This is a genomic window from Streptomyces saintjeani, assembly GCF_055409605.1.
The window spans coordinates 7692891-7713319 of record NZ_CP189624.1 but is presented as its reverse complement, the minus strand read 5'-3'; the positions used below and the strand labels follow the sequence as shown (position 1 = coordinate 7713319).

18 protein-coding genes are annotated in these 20429 nt (G+C 72.7%); 3 read left to right on the top strand and 15 right to left on the bottom strand.

Features of this window, described 5'->3' with window-relative positions:
- Positions 1–105: 105 nt before the first annotated feature.
- The 3 genes from ACQCO7_RS34890 to ACQCO7_RS34880 all read right to left on the bottom strand — a co-directional run bounded on the left by ACQCO7_RS34890 (position 106) and on the right by ACQCO7_RS34880 (position 3824).
- Complete coding sequence (locus tag ACQCO7_RS34890; protein WP_464075544.1) at positions 106–729, bottom strand: hypothetical protein; 624 nt, start codon at positions 727–729, stop codon at positions 106–108.
- A gap of 128 nt (positions 730–857) precedes the next feature.
- Complete coding sequence (locus tag ACQCO7_RS34885) at positions 858–1649, bottom strand: RNA polymerase sigma factor SigF (RefSeq protein ID WP_464075543.1); 792 nt, start codon at positions 1647–1649, stop codon at positions 858–860.
- A gap of 555 nt (positions 1650–2204) precedes the next feature.
- Positions 2205–3824 carry an ABC-F family ATP-binding cassette domain-containing protein gene (locus ACQCO7_RS34880; protein ID WP_464075542.1) on the bottom strand — a complete coding sequence of 540 codons (1620 nt, stop codon included), beginning with the start codon at positions 3822–3824 and terminating at the stop codon, positions 2205–2207.
- 161 nt (positions 3825–3985) lie between these two features.
- On the opposite strand from ACQCO7_RS34880, the gene ACQCO7_RS34875 reads away from it, so the two are divergent.
- Positions 3986–4801, top strand: coding sequence for a class I SAM-dependent methyltransferase (locus ACQCO7_RS34875; protein WP_464075541.1), 816 nt, complete (start codon positions 3986–3988; stop codon positions 4799–4801).
- A gap of 100 nt (positions 4802–4901) precedes the next feature.
- Entirely contained in the window at positions 4902–5249 is a 348-nt protein-coding gene (locus tag ACQCO7_RS34870) for a DUF6204 family protein (RefSeq protein WP_409116446.1), read from the top strand.
- Here ACQCO7_RS34870 and ACQCO7_RS34865 read toward each other — a convergent pair.
- The 12 genes from ACQCO7_RS34865 to ACQCO7_RS34810 form a co-directional block, all read right to left on the bottom strand.
- Complete coding sequence (locus ACQCO7_RS34865; RefSeq protein ID WP_464075540.1) at positions 5227–5769, bottom strand: GNAT family N-acetyltransferase; 543 nt, start codon at positions 5767–5769, stop codon at positions 5227–5229. The genes ACQCO7_RS34870 and ACQCO7_RS34865 overlap by 23 nt on opposite strands.
- A 161-nt stretch (positions 5770–5930) precedes the next feature.
- Positions 5931–6173 carry a LapA family protein gene (locus tag ACQCO7_RS34860; protein ID WP_464075539.1) on the bottom strand — a complete coding sequence of 81 codons (243 nt, stop codon included), beginning with the start codon at positions 6171–6173 and terminating at the stop codon, positions 5931–5933.
- Between the two features lie 44 nt (positions 6174–6217).
- Positions 6218–7144 (bottom strand): S66 peptidase family protein, encoded by a 927-nt coding sequence (locus ACQCO7_RS34855; RefSeq protein WP_464075538.1) that lies wholly within the window; start codon positions 7142–7144, stop codon positions 6218–6220.
- Positions 7141–9042, bottom strand: a complete 1902-nt coding sequence (locus ACQCO7_RS34850) for a dipeptidyl-peptidase 5 (RefSeq protein WP_464075537.1) — start codon at positions 9040–9042, stop codon at positions 7141–7143. Before ACQCO7_RS34850 ends, ACQCO7_RS34855 begins: the two co-directional genes overlap by 4 nt.
- Positions 9039–10343 carry a M20/M25/M40 family metallo-hydrolase gene (locus ACQCO7_RS34845; protein WP_464075536.1) on the bottom strand — a complete coding sequence of 435 codons (1305 nt, stop codon included), beginning with the start codon at positions 10341–10343 and terminating at the stop codon, positions 9039–9041. Before ACQCO7_RS34845 ends, ACQCO7_RS34850 begins: the two co-directional genes overlap by 4 nt.
- Positions 10336–11169 carry a M55 family metallopeptidase gene (locus ACQCO7_RS34840; protein ID WP_464075535.1) on the bottom strand — a complete coding sequence of 278 codons (834 nt, stop codon included), beginning with the start codon at positions 11167–11169 and terminating at the stop codon, positions 10336–10338. Before ACQCO7_RS34840 ends, ACQCO7_RS34845 begins: the two co-directional genes overlap by 8 nt.
- Before the next feature lie 11 nt (positions 11170–11180).
- On the bottom strand, positions 11181–11774 hold the full coding sequence (locus ACQCO7_RS34835; protein ID WP_464075534.1) for a sigma factor: 594 nt from the start codon (positions 11772–11774) through the stop codon (positions 11181–11183).
- Positions 11775–11898: 124 nt separating this feature from the next.
- On the bottom strand, positions 11899–12573 hold the full coding sequence (locus tag ACQCO7_RS34830; RefSeq protein ID WP_464075533.1) for a hypothetical protein: 675 nt from the start codon (positions 12571–12573) through the stop codon (positions 11899–11901).
- A gap of 110 nt (positions 12574–12683) precedes the next feature.
- A complete protein-coding gene (locus tag ACQCO7_RS34825) occupies positions 12684–13409 on the bottom strand; it encodes a class I SAM-dependent methyltransferase (RefSeq protein WP_464075532.1) in 726 nt (241 codons plus the stop codon).
- A gap of 100 nt (positions 13410–13509) precedes the next feature.
- Positions 13510–15945: an ATP-binding SpoIIE family protein phosphatase gene (locus ACQCO7_RS34820; RefSeq protein WP_464075531.1), complete on the bottom strand. Its 2436-nt coding sequence runs from the start codon at positions 15943–15945 to the stop codon at positions 13510–13512.
- Positions 15946–16150: 205 nt separating this feature from the next.
- Positions 16151–18529, bottom strand: a complete 2379-nt coding sequence (locus ACQCO7_RS34815; protein WP_464075530.1) for an MFS transporter — start codon at positions 18527–18529, stop codon at positions 16151–16153.
- Between the two features lie 169 nt (positions 18530–18698).
- A complete protein-coding gene (locus ACQCO7_RS34810) occupies positions 18699–19142 on the bottom strand; it encodes an SRPBCC family protein (RefSeq protein ID WP_059042464.1) in 444 nt (147 codons plus the stop codon).
- 156 nt (positions 19143–19298) lie between these two features.
- On the opposite strand from ACQCO7_RS34810, the gene ACQCO7_RS34805 reads away from it, so the two are divergent.
- Positions 19299–20345 (top strand): Rv2578c family radical SAM protein, encoded by a 1047-nt coding sequence (locus ACQCO7_RS34805; protein ID WP_464075529.1) that lies wholly within the window; start codon positions 19299–19301, stop codon positions 20343–20345.
- Positions 20346–20429 lie beyond the last annotated feature (84 nt).

Sequence of the window (20429 nt, the reverse complement as noted above, 5' to 3'; positions counted from 1 at the left end):
TCGGAGCCGCGCTCCCGGTCTCGCCTCACCCCGGCACCCTCGCCGCCCCCGTCGGTCGCCGCGCCCTCGTCGGCCCCGTCGCCGCCCGCCCTCCCCACAGCGACCTCAGCCCCTCGCCGCCGAACCCCGCCGCCACAGCCGGTGGCCCGCGGCGGCGAACGCGCCCGCGATGAACAGGCCGCCCGCCGCCAGTGCGGGTACGGAGTCCGTGAAGGTGCCTCCGCCGCCCGCCTTGACGCCGTGCTGGACCGTGGGGCCGGGGCACGAGTCGGGCCAGGGCTGCTGCGGGGGCCGCGTGCACGGCGCCGGGCCGCCGCCGCCCGCGCGCGAGACGTCGAACGTGGCGCTCCAGGCGCGTCCCTGGGCGCCCCGGGCCGCCGGACAGGTCCCGTCGACCGTCCACGCGGAGTCGGGTCCGGTGCCCTCCAGGCCCGTGAACTCGCCCGCGCCCGCGATCCGGGCGGTGCCCCGGTAGACGGGGCCGGGACCGCCGCCGGGCACCTGCTGGAGGCTCACCGTGTCCTCGGCGAACGCGAGGGACGTCGCCTCCAGCGTCGCCGGCGCCGTACCCGTGACCGGGTCGCAGGAAACCGAGACGGTGACCGTGGCACCGGGCGAGACGGTCGCCGGGGTGACCTCGGCGGCGGGGTCGGCCGCGGCGGCCGGTGTCACGGCGAGCACCCCGCAGACAAGGAGCGTGGCGGACAGGACACGGGCGCTGCGACGCATGGGACTCCTCGGTGCGGCGTGCGACGGCTGCGGTGGACGTACACCCATCACAGCCCGCCGCACGCCGACACGCGCGCGTGCGCCCTCGTTCGGCGGCAGTGGCTCCACCCGACCGGGTGAACCACGCCTCAGGCGGCGTCCTGGAGCACCTGTTCGCGGACGCGTTCGCAGCAGCGGCTGATCAGCCGGGAGACGTGCATCTGGGAGATGCCGAGCCGCTCGGCGATCCGGCTCTGCGTCATGTCGCCGAAGAACCGCATGTACAGGATCGCCCGCTCCCGCTCGGGCAGCGCCGCCAGGCGCCCGCGTACGGCTTCGCGGTCGACGACGACGTCCAGCGCGGGGTCGGGCGCGCCGAGGACGTCGCCGAGGGAGTAGCCGTCCTCGCCGCCGGGCAGCTCGGCGTCCAGCGAGAGGGCGGTGAAGCTGTCCAGGGCCTCCAGGCCGGCGCGTACGTCGTCCTCGCTGAGCTGCGCGCGCTCGGCGATCTCGGCGACGGTCGGTTGCCGGCCGCCGTTCTGGGCGAGGTCCTGGCAGGCGAAGCGGACCCGGTTGCGCAGGTCCTGGACCCGCCTCGGCACGTGCAGGGTCCACAGGTGGTCACGGAAGTGGCGTTTGATCTCGCCGGTCACCGTCGGTACGGCGTAGCTCTCGAAGGCGTTGCCGCGGTCCGGGTCGTACCGGTCGACGGCCTTCACGAGGCCGAGGGCCGCGACCTGGCGCAGGTCCTCCAGGCTCTCGCCCCGGCTGCGGAAGCGGCCCGCGAGGCGGTCGGCCATCGGCAGCCACGCCTCGACGATCTCGCCGCGCAACGTGTCGTGGTCGGGTCCCTCGGGCATGTCGGCGAGCTTGCGGAATGCCTCGGCGGTGTCGGGGGCATCGTCGTGCGGGTGGCGCGTCACGCTCACTGAATTTCGCATGGTGCGTCGCAACTCCCTTGCGGGTGCTCCGGGTTGGACGGTTCACCGATGAGCACGCCCCGCGCGGCGAACGATCAGCCGCAGGCCGCCGGAGCCATCCCACCGAGTGCCTCCGGTCCGAAGCACGCCAATCCGCCTGCCCCGGGGCCCGCCACACAAACACGGAGGGGGTCCGAGCTGGGCAGACGCGGCCGGTTACGAGTCGGCAGACACCGGAGACGGACACGCGCGAAACCCGGCCGGACGATCACGGCACCCGGCACACCGCCCGGCGAACAGCCACCGCGTCCAGCTCACCGCCCGGGCGAGCGCGGCGCCCCGACCCCACCCGAACAAGTGGGGCGCGGCAACCGGCACACCGTCCGGGAACCCGAACCCGCTCCGCCGCGCAGGCCAGGACGGCACCCGGCGGCACGGCACGGGCCGGCCTCCACGACACCGTCCCCAGGGCCGTACCGCTGCGCGAGCACGCCACGACCGCTCCCGCAGCCCGCCCGCCCCACAGGCCCTCTCGGCCTCGCGCACACCGCCCACGAACCCGGCGCGCGCCCGCCCCTACCGCGCCCGCTCCACCCTCCGCTCGTCCCACACCGGCTCCGCGGTCTCCCGTACCTTCCCGTCGCTCCCGAACACCAGGTACCGGTCGAAGGACTTGGCGAACCACCGGTCGTGGGTGACCGTGAGGACGGTTCCGTCGAATGCCTCCAGCCCTTCCTGGAGGGCCTCCGCCGACTCCAGGTCGAGGTTGTCGGTCGGTTCGTCGAGCAACAGCGCCGTGCAGCCCCGGAGTTCGAGGAGGAGGATCTGGAAGCGGGCCTGCTGGCCGCCGGAGAGGCGGTCGAAGCTCTGTTCCGCCTGGTTGGTCAACTCGTACCGTCGCAGGCGGGACATGGCCGCGCCGCGGTCCTGGGAGTGCTCGGTCCAGAGGATGTCGAGGAGGGTACGGCCCAGGAGTTCGGGGTGGGCGTGGGTCTGCGCGAAGTGCCCGGCGACGACCCGCGCGCCGAGCTTCCACTCCCCGGTGTGCGCGACCTCGTCCCCCGCGAGGAGCCTCAAGAAGTGCGATTTCCCCGACCCGTTGGACCCGAGGACGGCGACGCGCTCGCCGTAGAAGACTTCGAGGTCGAAGGGCTTCATCAGCCCGCTCAGCTCAAGTCCCTTGCAGGTGACGGCCCTTACTCCGGTACGCCCGCCCTTGAGCCGCATCTTGATGTCCTGCTCGCGCGGCGGCTCCGGCGGCGGCCCGGCCTCCTCGAACTTCCGCAGCCGGGTCTGCGCGGCCTGGTACCGGGACGCCAACTCATGGCTGATGGAGGCGGCTTGACGAAGCGAGAGCACCAACTTCTTCAGCTGCGCGTGCTTCTCGTCCCACCGCCTGCGCAACTCCTCGAACCGGGCGAATCGTTCACGCCGGGCCTCGTGATACGTCCCGAACCCCGCGCCATGCACCCACGCGTCGGCACCGGCGGGCCCGGGTTCCACGGACACGATCTTCTCCGCGGCCCGCGCGAGGAGTTCACGGTCGTGGGAGACGAACAGGACGGTCTTGCGCGTCTCCTTGAGCCGCTCCTCCAGCCACCGCTTGCCGGGTACGTCGAGATAGTTGTCGGGCTCGTCGAGGAGCAGCACCTCGTCGGTCCCGCGCAGCAGCGCCTCCAGCACGAGCCGCTTCTGCTCGCCCCCGGACAGTGTGCTCACCTGCCGCCACTGGGCCTGCTCGTACGGCACGCCGAGCGCGGCGGTCGTGCACATGTCCCACAGCGTCTCGGCCTCGTACCCGCGCACCTCGGCCCAGTCGGAGAGCGCCTGTGCGTACTGGAGCTGCGCGGCCTCGTCGTCGACGGTCATCAGCGCGTGCTCGGCGCGGTCGACGGCCCCGGCGGCCGTACGGATCTCCGGCGGGGCGACGGAGACGAGCAGGTCGCGGACGGTCGTCTCGTCCCGTACGGAGCCCACGAACTGGCGCATCACGCCGAGCCCGCCGCTGACGGTGACGGTGCCGCCGTGCGGCTTCAGCTCGCCGGAGATCAGCCGCAGCAGGGTCGTCTTGCCCGCCCCGTTGGGGCCGACGAGGGCGACGACCGCCCCTTCTCCGACGCGGAAGGACACGTCGCCGAGCAACGCCCTCCCGTCGGGGAGGTAGTACTCGAGGTGCGCGGCTTCCAGATGTCCCATGGAAACGCATTCTCCGGCCCCGCGACCTGCACGGCAAACCGTTATCGAAAGCATGGACTGACGCACAGTCAGTCCACATTACGAAACGGTTAGTCTCACGATACGGCCGATCGCGTTACCGTGAAATCCGCACCGACCCGACGAAGCGAAGGGGCACAGCCATGCCGGAAGCACGGGAGACGGCCGTCTACACGCACGGCCACCACGAGTCCGTCCTGCGCTCGCACACCTGGCGGACCGCCGCCAACTCGGCGGCGTACCTGCTGAGTTCGCTCAAGCCGCACATGAAGGTCCTGGACCTGGGCTGTGGTCCGGGCACGATCACCGCCGACCTGGCGGCCCTGGTCCCGGACGGCCACGTCACCGGCGTCGACCACGCGCCGGGCATCCTGGAGCAGGCCGCCGCCACGGCCGCCGGGCGCGGTCTGACGAACCTGGACTTCGCGGTCGCCGATGTCCACGCCTTGGACTATCCGGACGACACGTTCTGCGTCGTCCACGCCCACCAGGTCCTCCAGCACGTCGGCGACCCCGTACAGGCGCTGCGCGAGATGCGCCGGGTGACCAAGCCGAACGGTCTCGTCGCCGTCCGCGATTCGGACTACGCGGGGATGATCTGGTACCCGGCCTCGGCCGGCATGGACGCCTGGTCCGACCTGTACCAGCGGGTCGCGCGCGCGAACGGGGGCGAGCCGGACGCCGGGCGGCGGCTGAAGTCGTGGGCGCTGGCGGCCGGGTTCACCGACATCACGGCGACGTCCGCGAACTGGACGTTCTCGACGCCGGAGGAGCGGGCGTGGTGGAGCGGCCTGTGGGCGGACCGCACGCTGGCCTCCGCGTACGCCGACCGCGCGACCGAGGGCGGGCACGCGACCCGGGACGAGCTGACGGCCGTGTCCGAGGCGTGGCGGGAGTGGGGGCGGCAGGAGGACGGCTGGTTCGCCGTCCTGCACGGGGAGATCCTCTGCCGGAAGTGACCGGGTCGGCGGTGACCGCGGCGGCGGGAAATTCCGTGTGCGGGCCGTCGGCACCGCCGTAGAGTCGACGCGCCCCGCACCCAGAGACGGAAAGAAGCCGATGAGCGAGCAGCACACCTACCGGGTCATCGTCCGAGGCACGTGGGACGCCCTGACCGACGAGTCCCGGGAGAGGCTGCTCACCGAGGCCGCCGACCACGGCCTGTCCAGCATGCGGTTCACCGAGGAGGGCTCGCTGACCTACGAGGCGAGCCCCCTGAAGCACTTCTCGATGCGGTACGTGGTGGTGTCGGACGCGACGGACGGCGAGGAGATGGCCGCGGCGATCGCGGAGGACCGGGCGGAAACGGCGCTGAAAGCGCTCTCACACGGTTTCACCGGCCTGAAGTCGAAGGTCACCGACCTCGACACCATGAAGATCAACGTCAAGCGCGCATCTCGACGGTGATCGCCCACCGCTCGTGGTCACGCCAGTCGCCGTCGACGTAGATCATCTTCGGCGACAGCCCCTCCAGCCGGAACCCGGCACCCCGCGCGAGCGCGATCGACGCCGTGTTGCCCGGCTGGACGTTGATCTCCAGCCGGTGCAGCCGCATGGGCCCGAAGGCGTACCCGACGACAAGATCGAGCCCCTCCCGCATCAGCCCTCGCCCGGCGGAGTGCGCGAAGGCCCCGTACCCCAGCGCCCCGCACTGGAAAGCCCCCTCGACGATGTTGTTGATATTGATGTATCCAGCAATAGCCGCATCGTCCTTGGTGCACACGAGAAACCCGGCCTTGGAGGGATCCTCGATCAACCTTGACGCGTACGAGGTGTACGCATCAACATTGTCCGGCGGATACAGCCATGGTCGATGCAACTCTCCACTCTCCCGAACCCGAGCGGCGAACTCGGCCCCGTCGGCGTAGGTGAAGTGACGTATCCCCACGCGGGGCCCTTCGGCGAGATAACGATCAGTGTGAGGCATCGGACCAGCGTACGACGGGGCTCCGGACGGCCTGCGAGGGCAGCGCCCCTCCAGGGGCGCGGGGCTGTGTCGATCTGCGGCTACCGCCGCGCGGGCGCGAACAACCACAACGGCGCCGCACCCGCCCTGCTACAGGCACCGGCACTCCCTCAGGCGCACCGCTACTTCCTCCTGCGCACGAAATACGCCCCGCACAACGCCCCCACCACCCCCGTCGCCAGCAACGCCGTCCACAACGGCATCGTGACCTCGGGAATCAACAGCCGGATCTTGGTCTGCCGGGTGTTCTCGAAGATGAACACCAGGGCAAGCACCCCCAGCACCGCAACGGCGATCCACCCCGGCGTGAGCAGACTCGCCCCCCTCTTCTTCGCCCCGCTCTCGGACGTCGTCTTCGGACTCATGCGACCAGCGTGCGCCCGAGCAAACGGTTCCGCACGGCGAGCGCTCAGCGCAGGGCCGGTTCGTCCAGCACCAGCGTCCCCGCGTCAGCGTCGAGCACCGCCGCCACCCCGAAGGGCACCGTCAGCGCCCCCGCCGCATGCCCGAACCCGAACTCCTCGACGACAGGCACCCCGAGCCCGCCGAGCCGGTCGACGAGCATGGCCCGTACGAGGGGGTAGTCGTCGCACTCCGCCCAGGACCCGAGGACCACGCCCCGCACCCCGTCGAGCCACCCGGCGCGCAGCAGCTGGGTGAGGTAGCGGTCGAGCCGGTACGTCTCCTCCCCCACGTCCTCCAGGCACAGCAGCCCCCCGCGCGCGGAGGCCCGCGCGTACGGCGTACCCAGTTCCGCGGCGAGCAGGCACAGGCACCCGCCGAGCAGGACGCCCCGGGCCCGCCCGCCGACCAGCGCACCCCCTCCGGTCGCGGTGACGGCCTGGACGGACTCGGGGTTCATGAGGGTCGCCCGGAGATGGCGTTGCGCAGCCGCGTTCTTGAGGAAGTCCACACCGGCCGTCATCGGCCCGTGCAGGGTGACGAGCCCGAGCCGGTTCGCGAACGCCTCGTGCAGCGCGGTGACGTCGCTGAAGCCGACGAGCACCTTCGGCCCGGCCGCCCGCAGCGCGTCCCAGTCGAGCAGGTCGACCATGCGCTGGACGCCGTACCCGCCCCGCGCACACAGCACGGCGTCGACGGACGGGGCGCACCAGGCGCGCTGGAGGTCGGCGGCCCGGTCGGCGTCGGTGCCCGCGAGGTAGGGGAACTCCCCGTGCCTGTCGAGGACATGGGGCGCGACGACGGGTTCGAGTCCCCAGCCGCGCAGGATGTCGAGGCCGCCCTGGAGCCGCTCCTCGGGAACGGGCCCGCTGGGGGCGACGATCACGACGCGGGCGCCGGGCGCGAGACGCCGGGGACGGGTCAACTCGTTCACGGGATCAGCTCTTTCACCGGATTCAGGCCGAACACCTCGGCGTACAGGGCGAGTTCGGCCTCCAGCGCCCGCACGGTCGTCGACGCCTTGCGGAACCCGTGCCCCTCGCCCTCGAAGGTGAGGTACGTGTACGGCACGCCGACCCGCTCCAGGAACCGCTCGCACTGCGCGGGCGGACAGATCACGTCGTCCAAGCCCTGGAGCAGCAGGAACGGTACGGAAACGCGGTCCGCGTGCTCGACCGGCGACCGCTCCGCGAGCCGCTCGGCCGGCCCGATCAGCCCGTCGAGGTACCGGGATTCCAGGTCGTGCGTCCCGCCGTCCGCCCAGCTCACGGGATCGAGAACGGGGTAGCGGATCACCGCACAGGCGTAGACGTCCGTGCGGGCCAGCGACACGGCGGCGGTCCAACCTCCCGCGCTGCCGCCCCGGATGGCGAGCCGCCCCCGGTCGGCGGCCCCTTCCTCGACGAGCGCCAGCGCGACGGCGGCACAGTCCTCGACGTCCACGACACCCCAACTCCCGCGCAGCCGCTCGCGGTACGCCCTCCCGTACCCGGTGGACCCGCCGTAGTCGACCTCGACGACCCCGATCCCCCGCGAGGTGAAGTACGCGATCTCCAGATCGAGCACGAGCGGCGCCCGGTCGGTGGGCCCGCCGTGCGCCCACACGACGTACGGCGGCAACTCCCCTTCGGGGCCGGCGTGTTCGGGGGTGCGCGGCGGATACACCTGCGCGTGGATCTCCCGGCCGCCCGGCCCGGCGAAGGTCCGCGCGACCGGCCGCGGGTAGTACGCCGGGTCCACGGCGTCGGCATGCGCGGCCCCGATCACCCGGACGCTCCCGCTTTGCGCGTCCAGTTCGACGACCTCGTACCCGCTGTACGGACCGGCCCCGACCCCGACGACCCGCTCCCCGCGCACGGCGAGCGTGGACCCGAACTCGGTCCAGGGCCCGTCCGGTTCGGCGGTCTCCCCGGTTCGGGGGTCGAGCACGCCGAGTACGGCGGCGCCCCGCCCGTGGACGACGGCGATCCGCCCGTCCGCCAGTGGCGCGAACCACCGCTGCCCCAGCTTCCACGGCGCCCCGCCGAACTCCTCCTCGCGCGGGCAGAGTCGACGCCCGTCGCGGTAGAGGTTCCACCAGCCGCTCCGGTCGGACGCGTACAACAGCCCGCCGTCCGGCGCCCATTCGGCCTGGACGACCGACTCCTCAGGCCCACCGGCGACGACTTGAGGGACCCCGGCGACGTCGTCGACTTCGGCGACCAGCAGCTCCGTCCCGTCCCACGGCATCCGGGGATGGTCCCAGGCGATCCACGCCATCCTGCGCCGGTCGGGCGACAGCTTCGGCCCGGTGACGAACCTCCGCCGGTCGTCGGTGAGTTCACGCACGGCACCGGACCCGTCCAGCGGTACGGCGGCCAGGACGCGCCGCACGTCGGTGGGCGCGTCGCCGGTGAACTCCTCCTTCACGCACCAGACTTCGCCCCGCTCAGGCAGCAGCACCGGGTCGGCCCAGCGCAGCCCGCCGCCGATCTCGGAGACGGGGGTGAGGGGCCGGGGTTCGCCGTCGCCGTCGTACCGGTAGAGGCGCTGGTCCGTGAAGTGGACGAACACCACGAGGAGTCGGCCCTCGTGCACGGTTCCCGCCCAAGGGCAGCCGCCGTACTCGTGGACGCGGCTGCGGACGTTCCAGGGCGCGGGCAGGACCGCTTCCTCGGTGCCGTCGGCACGGCGGCGGACCAAGGCGCGGCGGCCTCCCTCGGCCGGCCGGGGCGCCGTCCACCAGACCTCCTCGCCGACGAACCCGACGTACTCGGGGCGGCCGTCGTGCGCGGCGGCGAGACCGGCGGTGACCGGCGAGGGCCAGTCGCCGTACGGCAGGGCGCGGGTCACGCGGTGCGCAGGAAGCGGTCGAGGACGTCGACGCCGAAGTGCAGCGCGTCGACGGGGACGCGTTCGTCGACGCCGTGGAACAGGGCCTGGTAGTCGAGCCCCTCGGGCATCCTGAGCGGGGTGAAGCCGTAGGTGACGACGCCGATCCGGGAGAACTGCTTGGCGTCGGTGCCGCCCGACATGCAGTAGGGGACGGTGTGGCCCTGGGGCGCGAACTCCCGTACGGCGGCCCGGAGTCCGGCGTACGTCGGGGTGTCCAGGGGCGCCTGGAGGGCGACGGAGCGGTGCTGGAACTCCCAACTGACGTCAGGTCCGGTCAGCTTGTCGAGCGTCGCCCTGAACTCGTCCTCCGCGCCCGCGAGATAGCGTCCGTCGACGTAGGCGACGGCCTCGCCGGGGATGACGTTGACCTTGTAACCGGCGTCCAGCATCGTCGGGTTGGCGCTGTTGCGGACGGTCGACTCGACGAGGCTCGCGGCGGGGCCGAGCCTGCCGAGCAGGGCGTCGACGTCGTCGAGGTCGGCCTCGATGCCGTAGAGCGCGGCGAGTTCGGTGAGGGCGGCGCTGACCGTGGGGGTCAGACGGGCGGGCCACTCGTACGCGCCGATGCGGGTGATCGCGGCGGCGAGGCGGGTGACGGCGTTCTCGCGGTTCACCTTCGAGCCGTGCCCGGCGCGGCCCCGCGCGGTCAACTTCAGCCAGGCGGTGCCGCGTTCACCGGCGGCGATGGGGTAGATCTCGCGTCCGGTGCCGTCGTGGAAGGTGAACGCGCCGGATTCACTGATGCCTTCGGTGCAGCCCTCGAAGAGGCCGGGGTGCCGGTTCGCGAGGAACCCGGCGCCGTCCTCGGCGCTCGCCTCCTCGTCGGCGGTGAACGCGATGACGACGTCCCGGCGCGGGCGTACGCCTTCGCGGGCCCAGGAGCGGGCGACGGCGAGGACCATCGCGTCCATGTTCTTCATGTCGACGGCGCCGCGCCCCCACACGACCCCGTCGCGGACCTCTCCGGAGAAGGGGTGCACGCTCCAGTCGGCGGCCTCGGCGGGGACGACGTCGAGGTGGCCGTGGACGAGGAGCGCGTCCGCGGACGGGTCGGTGCCCTCGATGCGGGCGACGACGTTGGTGCGGCCCGGCGTGCGCTCCAACAGCGTGGGTTCCAGGCCGATTTCGGCGAGCTGTTCGGCCGCGTACTCGGCGGCGGGGCGCTCGCGGCAGTCGCCGCCGCCCCGGTTGGTGGTGTCGCGGCGGATCAGGTCGGACGTGAACCGCACGACCTCGTCGTACGCCTGCCGGTCAGCCATACTTCTCCTCCATCGCGGACGCGGCGACCGTGGTGACAGCCTTGAACACACGGATCGCGTCGTACATGCGGTCCATGGTGTACGCGACCTTGCGCTCCGCGATCCGCTCCACGCCGGGGATCACCGTCACGGCTCCCGCCAGGTGCTCCGCGTCGAACTCGACGGCGACCGTGTACGGGCCGGTGCCGGCCGGGTCGTGCCGTACCGCGAGCCGCGTCGCCTCGCGGGCCGCCGTGCGGATGTCGGCGGCCGTGCGCGCGGGCGTGCGGCAGATCGCCGCGTACCGCGAGACGTGGTCCTTGACGGCGACCTTGTGGGCCTCCGGCGCGTACCCGAGGGCGTCCTCGCAGGTGATGTCGTCGCCCGTCACGAGGATCACGGGTACCCCGTACTCGGCGGCGACATGGGCGTTGAGGAGGCCCTCGCTGGCACGGACGTCGTTCAGCCAGACGCCGGTGATCGTGTTGGCGAGGAAGGTGTGGGCGAGGACGCCCTCCATGCCGGCGCCGCCGTGGTACCCGATGAACGCGATGCCGTCCACGTCGCCGTACTGGACTCCCTCGACCATGGACAGGTCTTTGTGACGACCGGTCAACATGTCCGCACGTTCGTCAAGACGTTCAAGGAGAAGGTTGCGCATCGTGGCATGAGCTTCATTGATCAACACGTGATCGGCGCCGCCGTCGAAGAAGCCGCGGACGGCCGCGTCGACGTCCGAGGTGAACATCTCCCGGCACCGCTGCCACTCCGGGGCGCCCGGCCGGACGTCCTCCGGCCAGGTGACCCCGGTGGCACCCTCCATGTCAGCACTGATCAGGATCTTCATGGGGCGTCACGTTACGCCACGGCCACTCCCGCCTCGGTCCGCTCCGCCAGCATTCCGGCCAGCGTGGCGCGTGCCCGCGCGACGCGCGAGCGGACGGTTCCGACGGGGCAGCCGCTGCGGGCGGCGACCTCTTCGTAGGACCAGCCCGCGATCTGCGTCAGCACGAACGCCTCGCGGCGCTCCTTCGGCAGCGCGGCGAGCAGGTCGAGCAGCAGGACGCCGTCCTCGAAGCCGGGGACGACGACGGCCTCCCAGGCGTCGGAGTCGCACACGCGCGGGCGTGCGGCGGCCCGGCGGTGGCTGTCGACGACCGCGCGGCGGGCGATCGTCAGCAGCCACGCGCGCGCGGAGGAGCGCCCCTCGAAGCGGTGCAGGCTGCCGAGGGCCCGGACGAAGGTGTCCTGGACGAGGTCGTCGGCGCCCTGCGGGTCGGCGCTCAGGTGGATGACGTACCGCAGCACGTCCCGGTACAGCGCGCGCACCCATCGGTCGACGGCGACGGGATCGCCGTCGCGTGCGCGCAGCGCCCACGCGGTGATCGAGGCGTCCGCGTCGGCGCGCGGCGAGGGCAGCGTGGACGGCGGGGGCAGCGTGGAGAGAGTCACTCGGGTGTGTCCTTCTCTGGTCACGTCCGAGACCGCACGCGCGCGTGCGGTCCGGTGAAGGGGGGTGCGGCCGGGTACGGCCGCGGCCCGAGGCGCGCCGGGCGGCTCGGGGCACCGGCTGCCGTCAGACGGCAGCGCGCCCCCGGGGCGGTCCCCTGGACGTGAGCGAGTGGACGAGAAGCCGCTGGACGGGCGCCCGCACGGACCGCCCGCGCCGCCACAGGGGGCGCGGGAACTCCGGCGGTACGGCGCCGGCCACGGCCAGCACGAGCCTCAGCGGCGCCGCCAGCCGCGTACCGACGGCCCGCAGGACGCGGAACACGGCGCGCTCCCCGTAGGCCAGCCACAGGCCGCACAGCAGCGCGGCGACCAGGTGCGCGAGGAGCATGCCGTACGACGTCGCCGAGACGTCCGCGAGAGGTGTCCCCATGCCGTCATGGCCGTCCGCGTGGGACATGCCCCCGTGCGGCATCCCCATGTCCATATGCATGCCGGTCATCCCGGTCATGCCGGGCATCCCGGCCATGTCCGCCGCGCCGGACCCCGTCCGCTGCACGGCGGAGAATCCCTGGTGCAGCAGGGCCTGGGCGGCGACGACACCCCCGACGACCGCCGGCACCGAGCGCTCGCGTCCGGCGAGTGCCCATCCGGCGCCCCAGACGGCCGCGAAGGCGACGGCGAGCGTCCACGCCGGCAGTCCGGCCCCGGCCATCATCACGTGCCCCAGTGCGGCGAGCACGACGCAGACGGCCGCGAACATCGCGGCCCTCCCCGTACGCGCGCACCACCCGGCAGTCATGGGGCCACATCCTCGCATCCAGGGGCCGCCTGTCGGCCGAAGGTACGAAAATCACCCCCGTGGGGTGCTCACTTCCCCGGGTGTGATCCACACCACGCAAGGGGGGCGGGTCAGGCCGGGCGTCCCGCCACGACCCACTGCGACGGCAGCACGATCAGCGCGCCGTCGGGTGTGCGCTCGGTGGTGGTGAGCGGTGTCGTCCCCAGGTCCAGCACGGCGAGTCCGGCCGACGCCAGGTGGTCCGGTACGGCCGCGTCGGGGACCGCCCCCGGTGCGATGCCGTGCCGGAAGATCGGCGCGAGCTTGGCGGGAGGCCCCTCGGGACGGCGTGCGAGGCCCCCCAGGATGGCGCCGGCGCCCTCGGAGGGCTCGACCAGGAAGGCGCGGCCCCGGGCGCCCACGAGGGCCGCCACGGCGTCCATGAGCGGCTGCCGGTCGTCGGGACCGCACTGGTGCAGCACGCCCCGGACGTAGACGTTCGCGTCCCCCAGCTCGGCGTGGAGGTTCTCGGCGGCCCCTTCCTCCACCGCGTCGAGGAACCGGTACGCCGCCAGTCCTCCGGGGTCGGCGCGGCGCGCCTGGTCGAGGGCGGCCTCGGCGAGGTCGACGCCGAGCACCCGCGCGAAGCGGGTCGCGAGGAACCGCGTCTGGGTGCCGTTCCCGCACCCCAGGTCGACCAGGGGCAGGCCGGGGTCGAGGAGGTGGGGGGTGAACAACGGGAGGTGGGAGGCGACGGCGACCTCGGGTTCCGCGTCCCAGAACACCTCCCCCGCGCCTTCCGGCGCTTCCCTCCAGAACCCTTCCCACGACTCCCGGTACCGCTGTGTCACGCTCATGGCCTCTCCCCAGGGTGCGACGCCGGCCCGCCGTGAACCGACAGCCGGGTACGGTCTACCGCTCCCCGCGCGCGCCCACAAGAACGCGGCCTGAACCTCGCTACCTCCGGGGCAGCGTCAGCTCGAACCACACGCTCTTCCCGGCCCCCGACCGGCTGGCCCCCCACTCGCGCGCCAGCGTGCTCACCACCCGCAGCCCCCGCCCCGCCACGTCCAGCGGGCCGGCGCCCAGCAGCGTCGGCAGCTCATGCCCCTCGTCGTCCACTTCGCACAGCAGCGTCTCCCCGCGCACGAGCCGTACGACGACACTCCGCCCCGGCGCGTGCAGCACCGCGTTGGTGACCAGCTCGCCGACCATCAGGACCGCGTTGTCGACGAGCCGCGCGAGCCCCCACTCGTGCAGCTGCTCCCCGATCGCCGCGCGGGCGCGCCGGACCTCGGCGGGCGAGGAGGCGAAGCGCCACTCGGCGACGTCGTCGGGCTCGATGCCGTTGAGGCGGGCCATGAGGAGCGCGACGTCGTCCTTGCGCCCCCCGCGCGGGTTGAGCGCCCGGATGATCGTGTCGCAGGCGTCGTCCATGGACGCGGCGGGGTGCGCGGCGGACTCGCACAGCGTCTCCAGCCCGACACCGATGTCCTCGCCGCGGATCTCGACGAGCCCGTCGGTGCACATGACGAGCCGGTCGCCGGGCTCCACGCGCAGCCGGACGGCCTCGAAGGGCACCCCGCCGACGCCGACGGGCGCGCCGGTGGGCAGGTCGAGGAGTTCGCTGGTGCCGTCGGCGCGGACCAGCACGGGCGGGATGTGGCCGGCGTTGGCGATGCTCAGCTCGCCGGCGAGCGGGTCGTACACGGCGTACAGGCAGGTCGCGAGGTAGTCGCCGCCGAGCCGCTGCGCGAGGTCGTCGAAGTTGCGCAGCAGTTGCGCGGGCGGCAGGTCGAGCCCGGCCATGGTCTGGATCGCGGTCCGCAGCTGGCCCATCTTCGCGGCGGAGTTGAGCCCGTGCCCCATGACGTCGCCGACGACGAACGCGGTCCGCGCGCCGGGCAGCTTGACCGCGTCGAACCAGTCGCCGCCGATGCGCCCCATCTGGGTGCCCGGCAGGTAGCGGGTGGCGATGTCGCAGCCGGCCATGCGCGCGGGGATGTGCGGCAGCATGCTGTCCTGGAGGGTCTCGGCGACGGCCTCCTGGAACGTGTACATGCGCGCGTTGTCGAGCACGAGCCCCGCGCGGGCGGCGAGTTCGGCGCCGGTGACGCGGTCCATGTCGTTGAACTCGGTGCGCTCGGGGTGCCGCAGCAGGATCATGAACCCGAGGACGACGTTGCGCGCCTTGAGCGGCACGACGAGCATGGACCGGCCGGTGATGAGGGGCCGGATGTCGCGCTTGTCGAACTGCGAGGCGATCGCGTGCCCCATCCGCTCGTCGATGCGCGGCACGAGCACGGGTTCGCCGGTGGTCATGCACTGGAAGAACGGCGTGTGCGCGGGGAACGGCATCGCCTCGCCGACGGGGACGACGTCGTCCCAGCGCCCGGGCTCGTCGGTGTGTTCGAGGGCGACGCGGTGCCACATCGTGCGCGTGTCGGGCACCCCGTCGTCGAACTCCTCGCCGGCGACGACCTGTTCACGCAGATAGGTCCCGGCGACGTCGGTGAAGCGCGGCACGACGGCCCGGCTGACCTCGACGATCGTGCGCGCGAGGTCCAGCGACGTACCGATCTTCCCGCTGACCTCGTTGAGGAACTCCAGGCGCTCGCGTACGGCGACGTACTCCAGGTCCTCGCCGTCGTCGTCGGAGAGTTCGGCCGGCACCGGCAGGCCCTGTGCGAGCACGCGGGCGGCGCGTTCGCGGCGGGCGATGCGCTCGGTGCGCCGTGAGACGCCCCAGTCGGGGGTGACGGGGACCTTCTCGTTCTGGCTGAACTCCAGGATGGGGTAGCCGAGTTCGAGGATCTGGGCGACGATGCGGGCGCTCTCGCCGACGCTCATGCTGGGCAGGATCTCGGGGAGCCGGCGCGCGAGGTCGTCGGCGCCGGGGAACTCGGTGTGGCGGGCGAACGCCGGGGAGATCCGCTCGACGCTGACGGCGTCGCCGTCGTCGTCTTCGGGGGCCGCCTCCTCGCGCAGTCCGGCCGCGTCGGCGGCGAGCACCAGGAGCCGTTCGGCACCGGAGCCGTACAGCGGGTACGCCCACCACAGCACGTCCGCGCGGGCGTCGTCGGGGCGGCTGATCCAGGCCCGCCCGGAGGACGGATAGCCGAGTCCCGCGTCGAGCGGCGGGCCGTGGCCGTCGAACTCGGCGAGGAGGTCGTACGGGGCGGGCTCGGGGGTGTCGTCGGGGTCGGGGAGGGCGCCGGCGACGGGCAGCAGGTCGAGCGCGGGCTGTCCGATCGCCTCCTCCTTGACGACGCCGAAGAGCTTGCGCGCGCCGGTGCTCCAGTGGGAGACGAGGCCGGCGTCGTCGACCACGACGACGGCCAGCGGGACGCGTCCCGGGCCGGGATGTGTGTCCCGCTCGGTGCCACGGTCCATGGCCCAGGCCCTCTCTCCCCAGAGCTTCACAAGATCTGTCCCGCTGCCACCACGGTACGGGGGCGGTGGGCCGGGATGTGCGGCAATGCTGGAATTGGTGCGACCGGGGCGCCGCCGGGCGCACGGGGCGCTCGACGGAGCGTTCGCGCGCCGTGCGGCGGCCCGTTCCCGGTCACGGTGATCCATGCGCGCCCCCTGAGCCCCTTCAGTCCTCGTACCCGAGTTGGAGGTCCCGTTCCGTACGGCCGCCGCCGGCGACCTGGAGGACGGTGGCGACCGGCGGGTATCCGGCGGCGATGACGGTGTACTCGCCGGAGGACAGGTCGACGAAGCGGAAGGTGCCGTCGGGGCCCGTGGTGAGGGTGTCGACGACGTTCCCGGCGGCGTCGAGGAGCGTCACGCGCGCGTCCTCGACGGGCCGCCCGCCGCCCGCGCGCACGGTGCCGCGCAGGACGGCGCCGCCCGCGAGCTCGATGTCCTGGCGGGTCTCGCGGGCCTGCTGGACGGTGACCGGCAGGGCGGCGGGCCGGAAGGCGGGGGCGCTCGCGGCGAGGGTGTACTCGCCGGCCACCAGCTCGGTCATGGTGTAGCCGCCCTCGCGCCCGCTGCGGGTGGCGGCGACGACCTCGCCGTGGACGTTGGTGAGGGTGACCGTGGCGTCCCGCACGGGGGCGCCGTCGGCGGTGACGACGGCCCCGGCGAGGCGTCCGGCGCCGCCGAGGACGATGTCGAGGTCGACGGGCCGCTCGCCGACGGTGACGGAGACGGCCTGCGGCTGATGCCCGCCCGCTGCGGCGATCAGCACGTACGCGCCGGAGCCCGGGGTGGCCAGCGCGTAGCGTCCGTCGTCGCCGCTGGCGCCGCGCCCGATCTGCTGTCCGGTGATGTCGATGAGGGTGAGTGCCGCGCGCGGGACGACGGTTCCGTCGGGGTGCTGGACGGTGCCGCAGACGGCGATCCCGGCCGCGTACGTCGCGCGCGCCGACGGGAGGGCGAGGGGCTCGGTCTCCGTCTCGTTGTGGGACACGAGGGGTTTCTCCTTGAGGAAGAAGGCGAGGAACAGGCCGACGAGAAGGACCGGCACGAGGTACAGGAAGATCCTCGGCATGGCGTCGGCGTAGGCGCTGATGTAGGCGTCGCGCAGGGCCGGGGGCAGCGCGTGGACGAGCTGCGGGGTGATCGACTCGGCGTCGGGCGGCGTCTGGCCCGCGTGCGCGGGGACGCGCTCGCGCAGGGCGTCGGCGAGGCGGTTCGCGAAGAGGGTGCCGAAGATCGCGGCGCCGACGCTGCCGCCGATCTGCCGGAAGTAGTTGTTGGCGCTGGTGGCGGTGCCGAGGTCGGTGGGGCGCACGGAGTTCTGCACGGCGAGCACCAGCACGGGCATGACCAGGCCGATGCCGGCGCCGAGGACGGCCATCCAGAGGCTGTAGTGCAGCCGGGGCGTGTCGGTCTCCAGGCGGGACAGCAGCCACATGCCGGCGGCGGACAGGGCGCCGCCGAGGAGGGGGTAGAGCTTGTAGCGGCCGGTGCGGCTGATGAGCTGTCCGGAGACGACGGAGGCGACGACGATGCCCGCCATCATGGGCAGCATCAGCAGCCCGGACTCGGTGGCGGAGGCGCCGTCGACCATCTGGAGGAACGTCGGCAGATAGCTGGCCGCGCCGAACAGGGCGACACCGATCACGAGGCCGATGAGCCCGGTGACGTTGAAGACGGAGTCCCTGAACAGCCGCAGCGGGATGAGGGGTTCGGCCGCGCGGTGCTCGGCGAGCAGGAAGAGCAGGCTCGCGGCGACGGCGCCCGCGCCGAGGCCGAGGATCGTGCGCGAGCCCCACGCGTACTCGGTACCGCCCCAGCTGGTCAGCAGGACCAGGCAGGTGGAGGCGGCGGCGAGCAGCAGCGTGCCGAGGAAGTCGAAGCGGGGGCGGACCTTGGGCCTGGGCAGTTTGAGGACGGCGGTGACGACGGCGAGGGTGACCAGTCCGAAGGGGACGTTGAAGTAGAAGCACCAGCGCCAGGAGAGGTGGTCGGTGAAGTAGCCGCCCAACAGGGGGCCCGCGACGGAGGCGAGTCCGAAGGCGGCGCCGATCAGGCCCATGTACCGGCCGCGCTGCCGGGGCGGCACGATGTCCGCGATGATCGCCTGGACGCCGATCATCAGCCCGCCCGCGCCGACGCCCTGCACCGCGCGGAAAGCGATCAGCTGGTCCATCGTCTGCGCGCGCCCGGCGAGGGCGGAGCCGATGACGAAGACGACGATCGCGAACTGGAAGACGCCCTTGCGGCCGATGAGGTCGCCGAGCTTGCCGTAGACGGGCAGGCCGACGGTGGCGGTCAGCAGGTAGGCGGTGATCGCCCAGGACATCTTGTCGAGGCCGTGCAGCTCGCCGACGATCTTCGGCAGGGCGGTGGCGACGATCATCTGCTCCAGCGCCGCGAGGAGCAGCGCGAGCATGAGGCCGACGAAGACGAGCCGCACCCGGCGGGGGCTCAGCTCCTCGGCCTGCCGCGGGGGTGGGGGCGCGGCGGCCGGCGGGGCCGTCGCCGCCGCCGGCTCCTCCTGCACCAGGGTGATCCCGCCCACGTACCGCTCCCCTCGTCGCACTTGCCACACAATTCCCGCGTAAAGCGACAACTCCTGGCAAGCGCGACGAGTTACGGCGCCGACCGGGTTCGAGGGAACAACCACTCGAACCGGTGAACTCGATCAACGTCCGGGGCTCCGGCGGAACCTGTCCGCCGGTCCGGGCGTTCTACTTCTCCACCTCGGCGGCGAGGTTGGCGAGCAGCGCGTCGTAGATCCGGGCGAGGCCCTTGGGGGCGAAGGTCTTTTCGAAGAAGCCGCCGATGCCTCCGGCGCCCTGCCAGGTCGTGGTGACCACGACGCGCGCCTTTCCCTCACCGGCGGGCGTGACGCGCCAGACGGTGACCATGGAAGAGTTGCGGTCCTTCTCGACCAGCTCGCCGTCGGTGGGCTCGGTGACCTCCAGAAGGCAGTCACGCACGCGCTTCTTGGTCGCCTGGAGCTTCCAGTGGACGAGCGTGCCCTCGCCGTCGCCGCCCTCGCGCACCTCGAACTCGCTGAACTGTTCGGGCATCAGCTTCGCGCGAGGGCCGCTGTAGTCGGCGAGCGTGTCGAACACCGTCTCCGGGTCCGCCGCGACGACGCGCTCGGTGGTGGCCTCGACCTGCGCCATGAGTTCCTCCAGGGCCTGTTTCTCGGGGTCGGGGCAAGCCAACCACCCCGCCGGGCAGCCACCCAAATCGGGGGTCCCAAAGCGAGCGGAAACGGCACGCGCACGATCATGGGAACAAGTGTTCTATTCTGTGGCCAGTGCTACCGAGGAGGCGTCATGCGCTGGCAGAACCTCACCCAGGAGCCCGGCGAGCACGGCCGGGCGGCCGACCCCGCCCTGTTCGGCGCGGACGCGGTGACCACCCGTACCTTCGACACGCCCGAGTTCCGCGGAATGACGTTCCACGAGGTCCGGGCCCGCTCGGTCCTGAACCGGGTGCCGGGCGCCTCGCGCATGCCGTTCGAATGGACGGTGAACCCCTACCGGGGGTGCACGCACGCGTGCGTGTACTGCTTCGCGCGCCGCACGCACAGCTATCTGGACCTCGACACGGGCATCGGCTTCGACACGCAGATCGTCGTCAAGGTGAACGCCCCCGAGGTGCTGCGCCGCGAACTCGCCTCCCCGCGCTGGCAGGGGGAGCACATCGCGATGGGCACCAACGTCGACTGCTACCAACGTGCGGAGGGCCGCTATCAACTGATGCCGGGCATCCTGACCGCCCTGCGGGAGCGCGCGAACCCGTTCTCGATCCTCACCAAGGGGACGCTGATCCTGCGCGACCTCGACCTCCTGCGGCGGGCCGCCGAGGTGACCGACGTCGGCGTCTCCGTGTCGGTCGGCTTCCTCGACGAGGAGCTGTGGCGCACGGTGGAACCGGGCACCCCGGCTCCCCGGCGGCGCCTGGACGTCGTACGCGCGCTCGCCGACGCCGGGCTCGGGTGCGGCGTCCTGATGGCTCCCGTGATCCCGTTCCTGAGCGATCACCCCGATCACCTGCGCGCCACCGTGCGCGCGATTGCCGCCGCCGGAGCGACGTCCGTGACGCCGCTGACGCTGCATCTGCGGCCCGGCGCGCGCGAGTGGTTCATGGCCTGGCTGGCGCACCACCACCCGCATCTGACGTCCCGTTACGACCGGCTGTACGCGGACGGCGCCTACGCCCCGACCTGGTACCAGCGCCGGATCACCCGTCAGGTCCACGAACTGGCGCGGGAGTACGGCATCGGCCCCACGCGCGCGGGGATGCCGCGCAGGACATCCGCGCCCGCGCGGGCGAAGAAGCCGGAACCCCCGGGTCCGGTCCAGCTGAGCCTGCTCTGAACGGGCCCGGGGCCTGCGGGGAGAGACCCGTTCGGGTCAACTATCGGCGGAACAGGTTCCTTCGCCGCCGCTTCCCGGGACGAT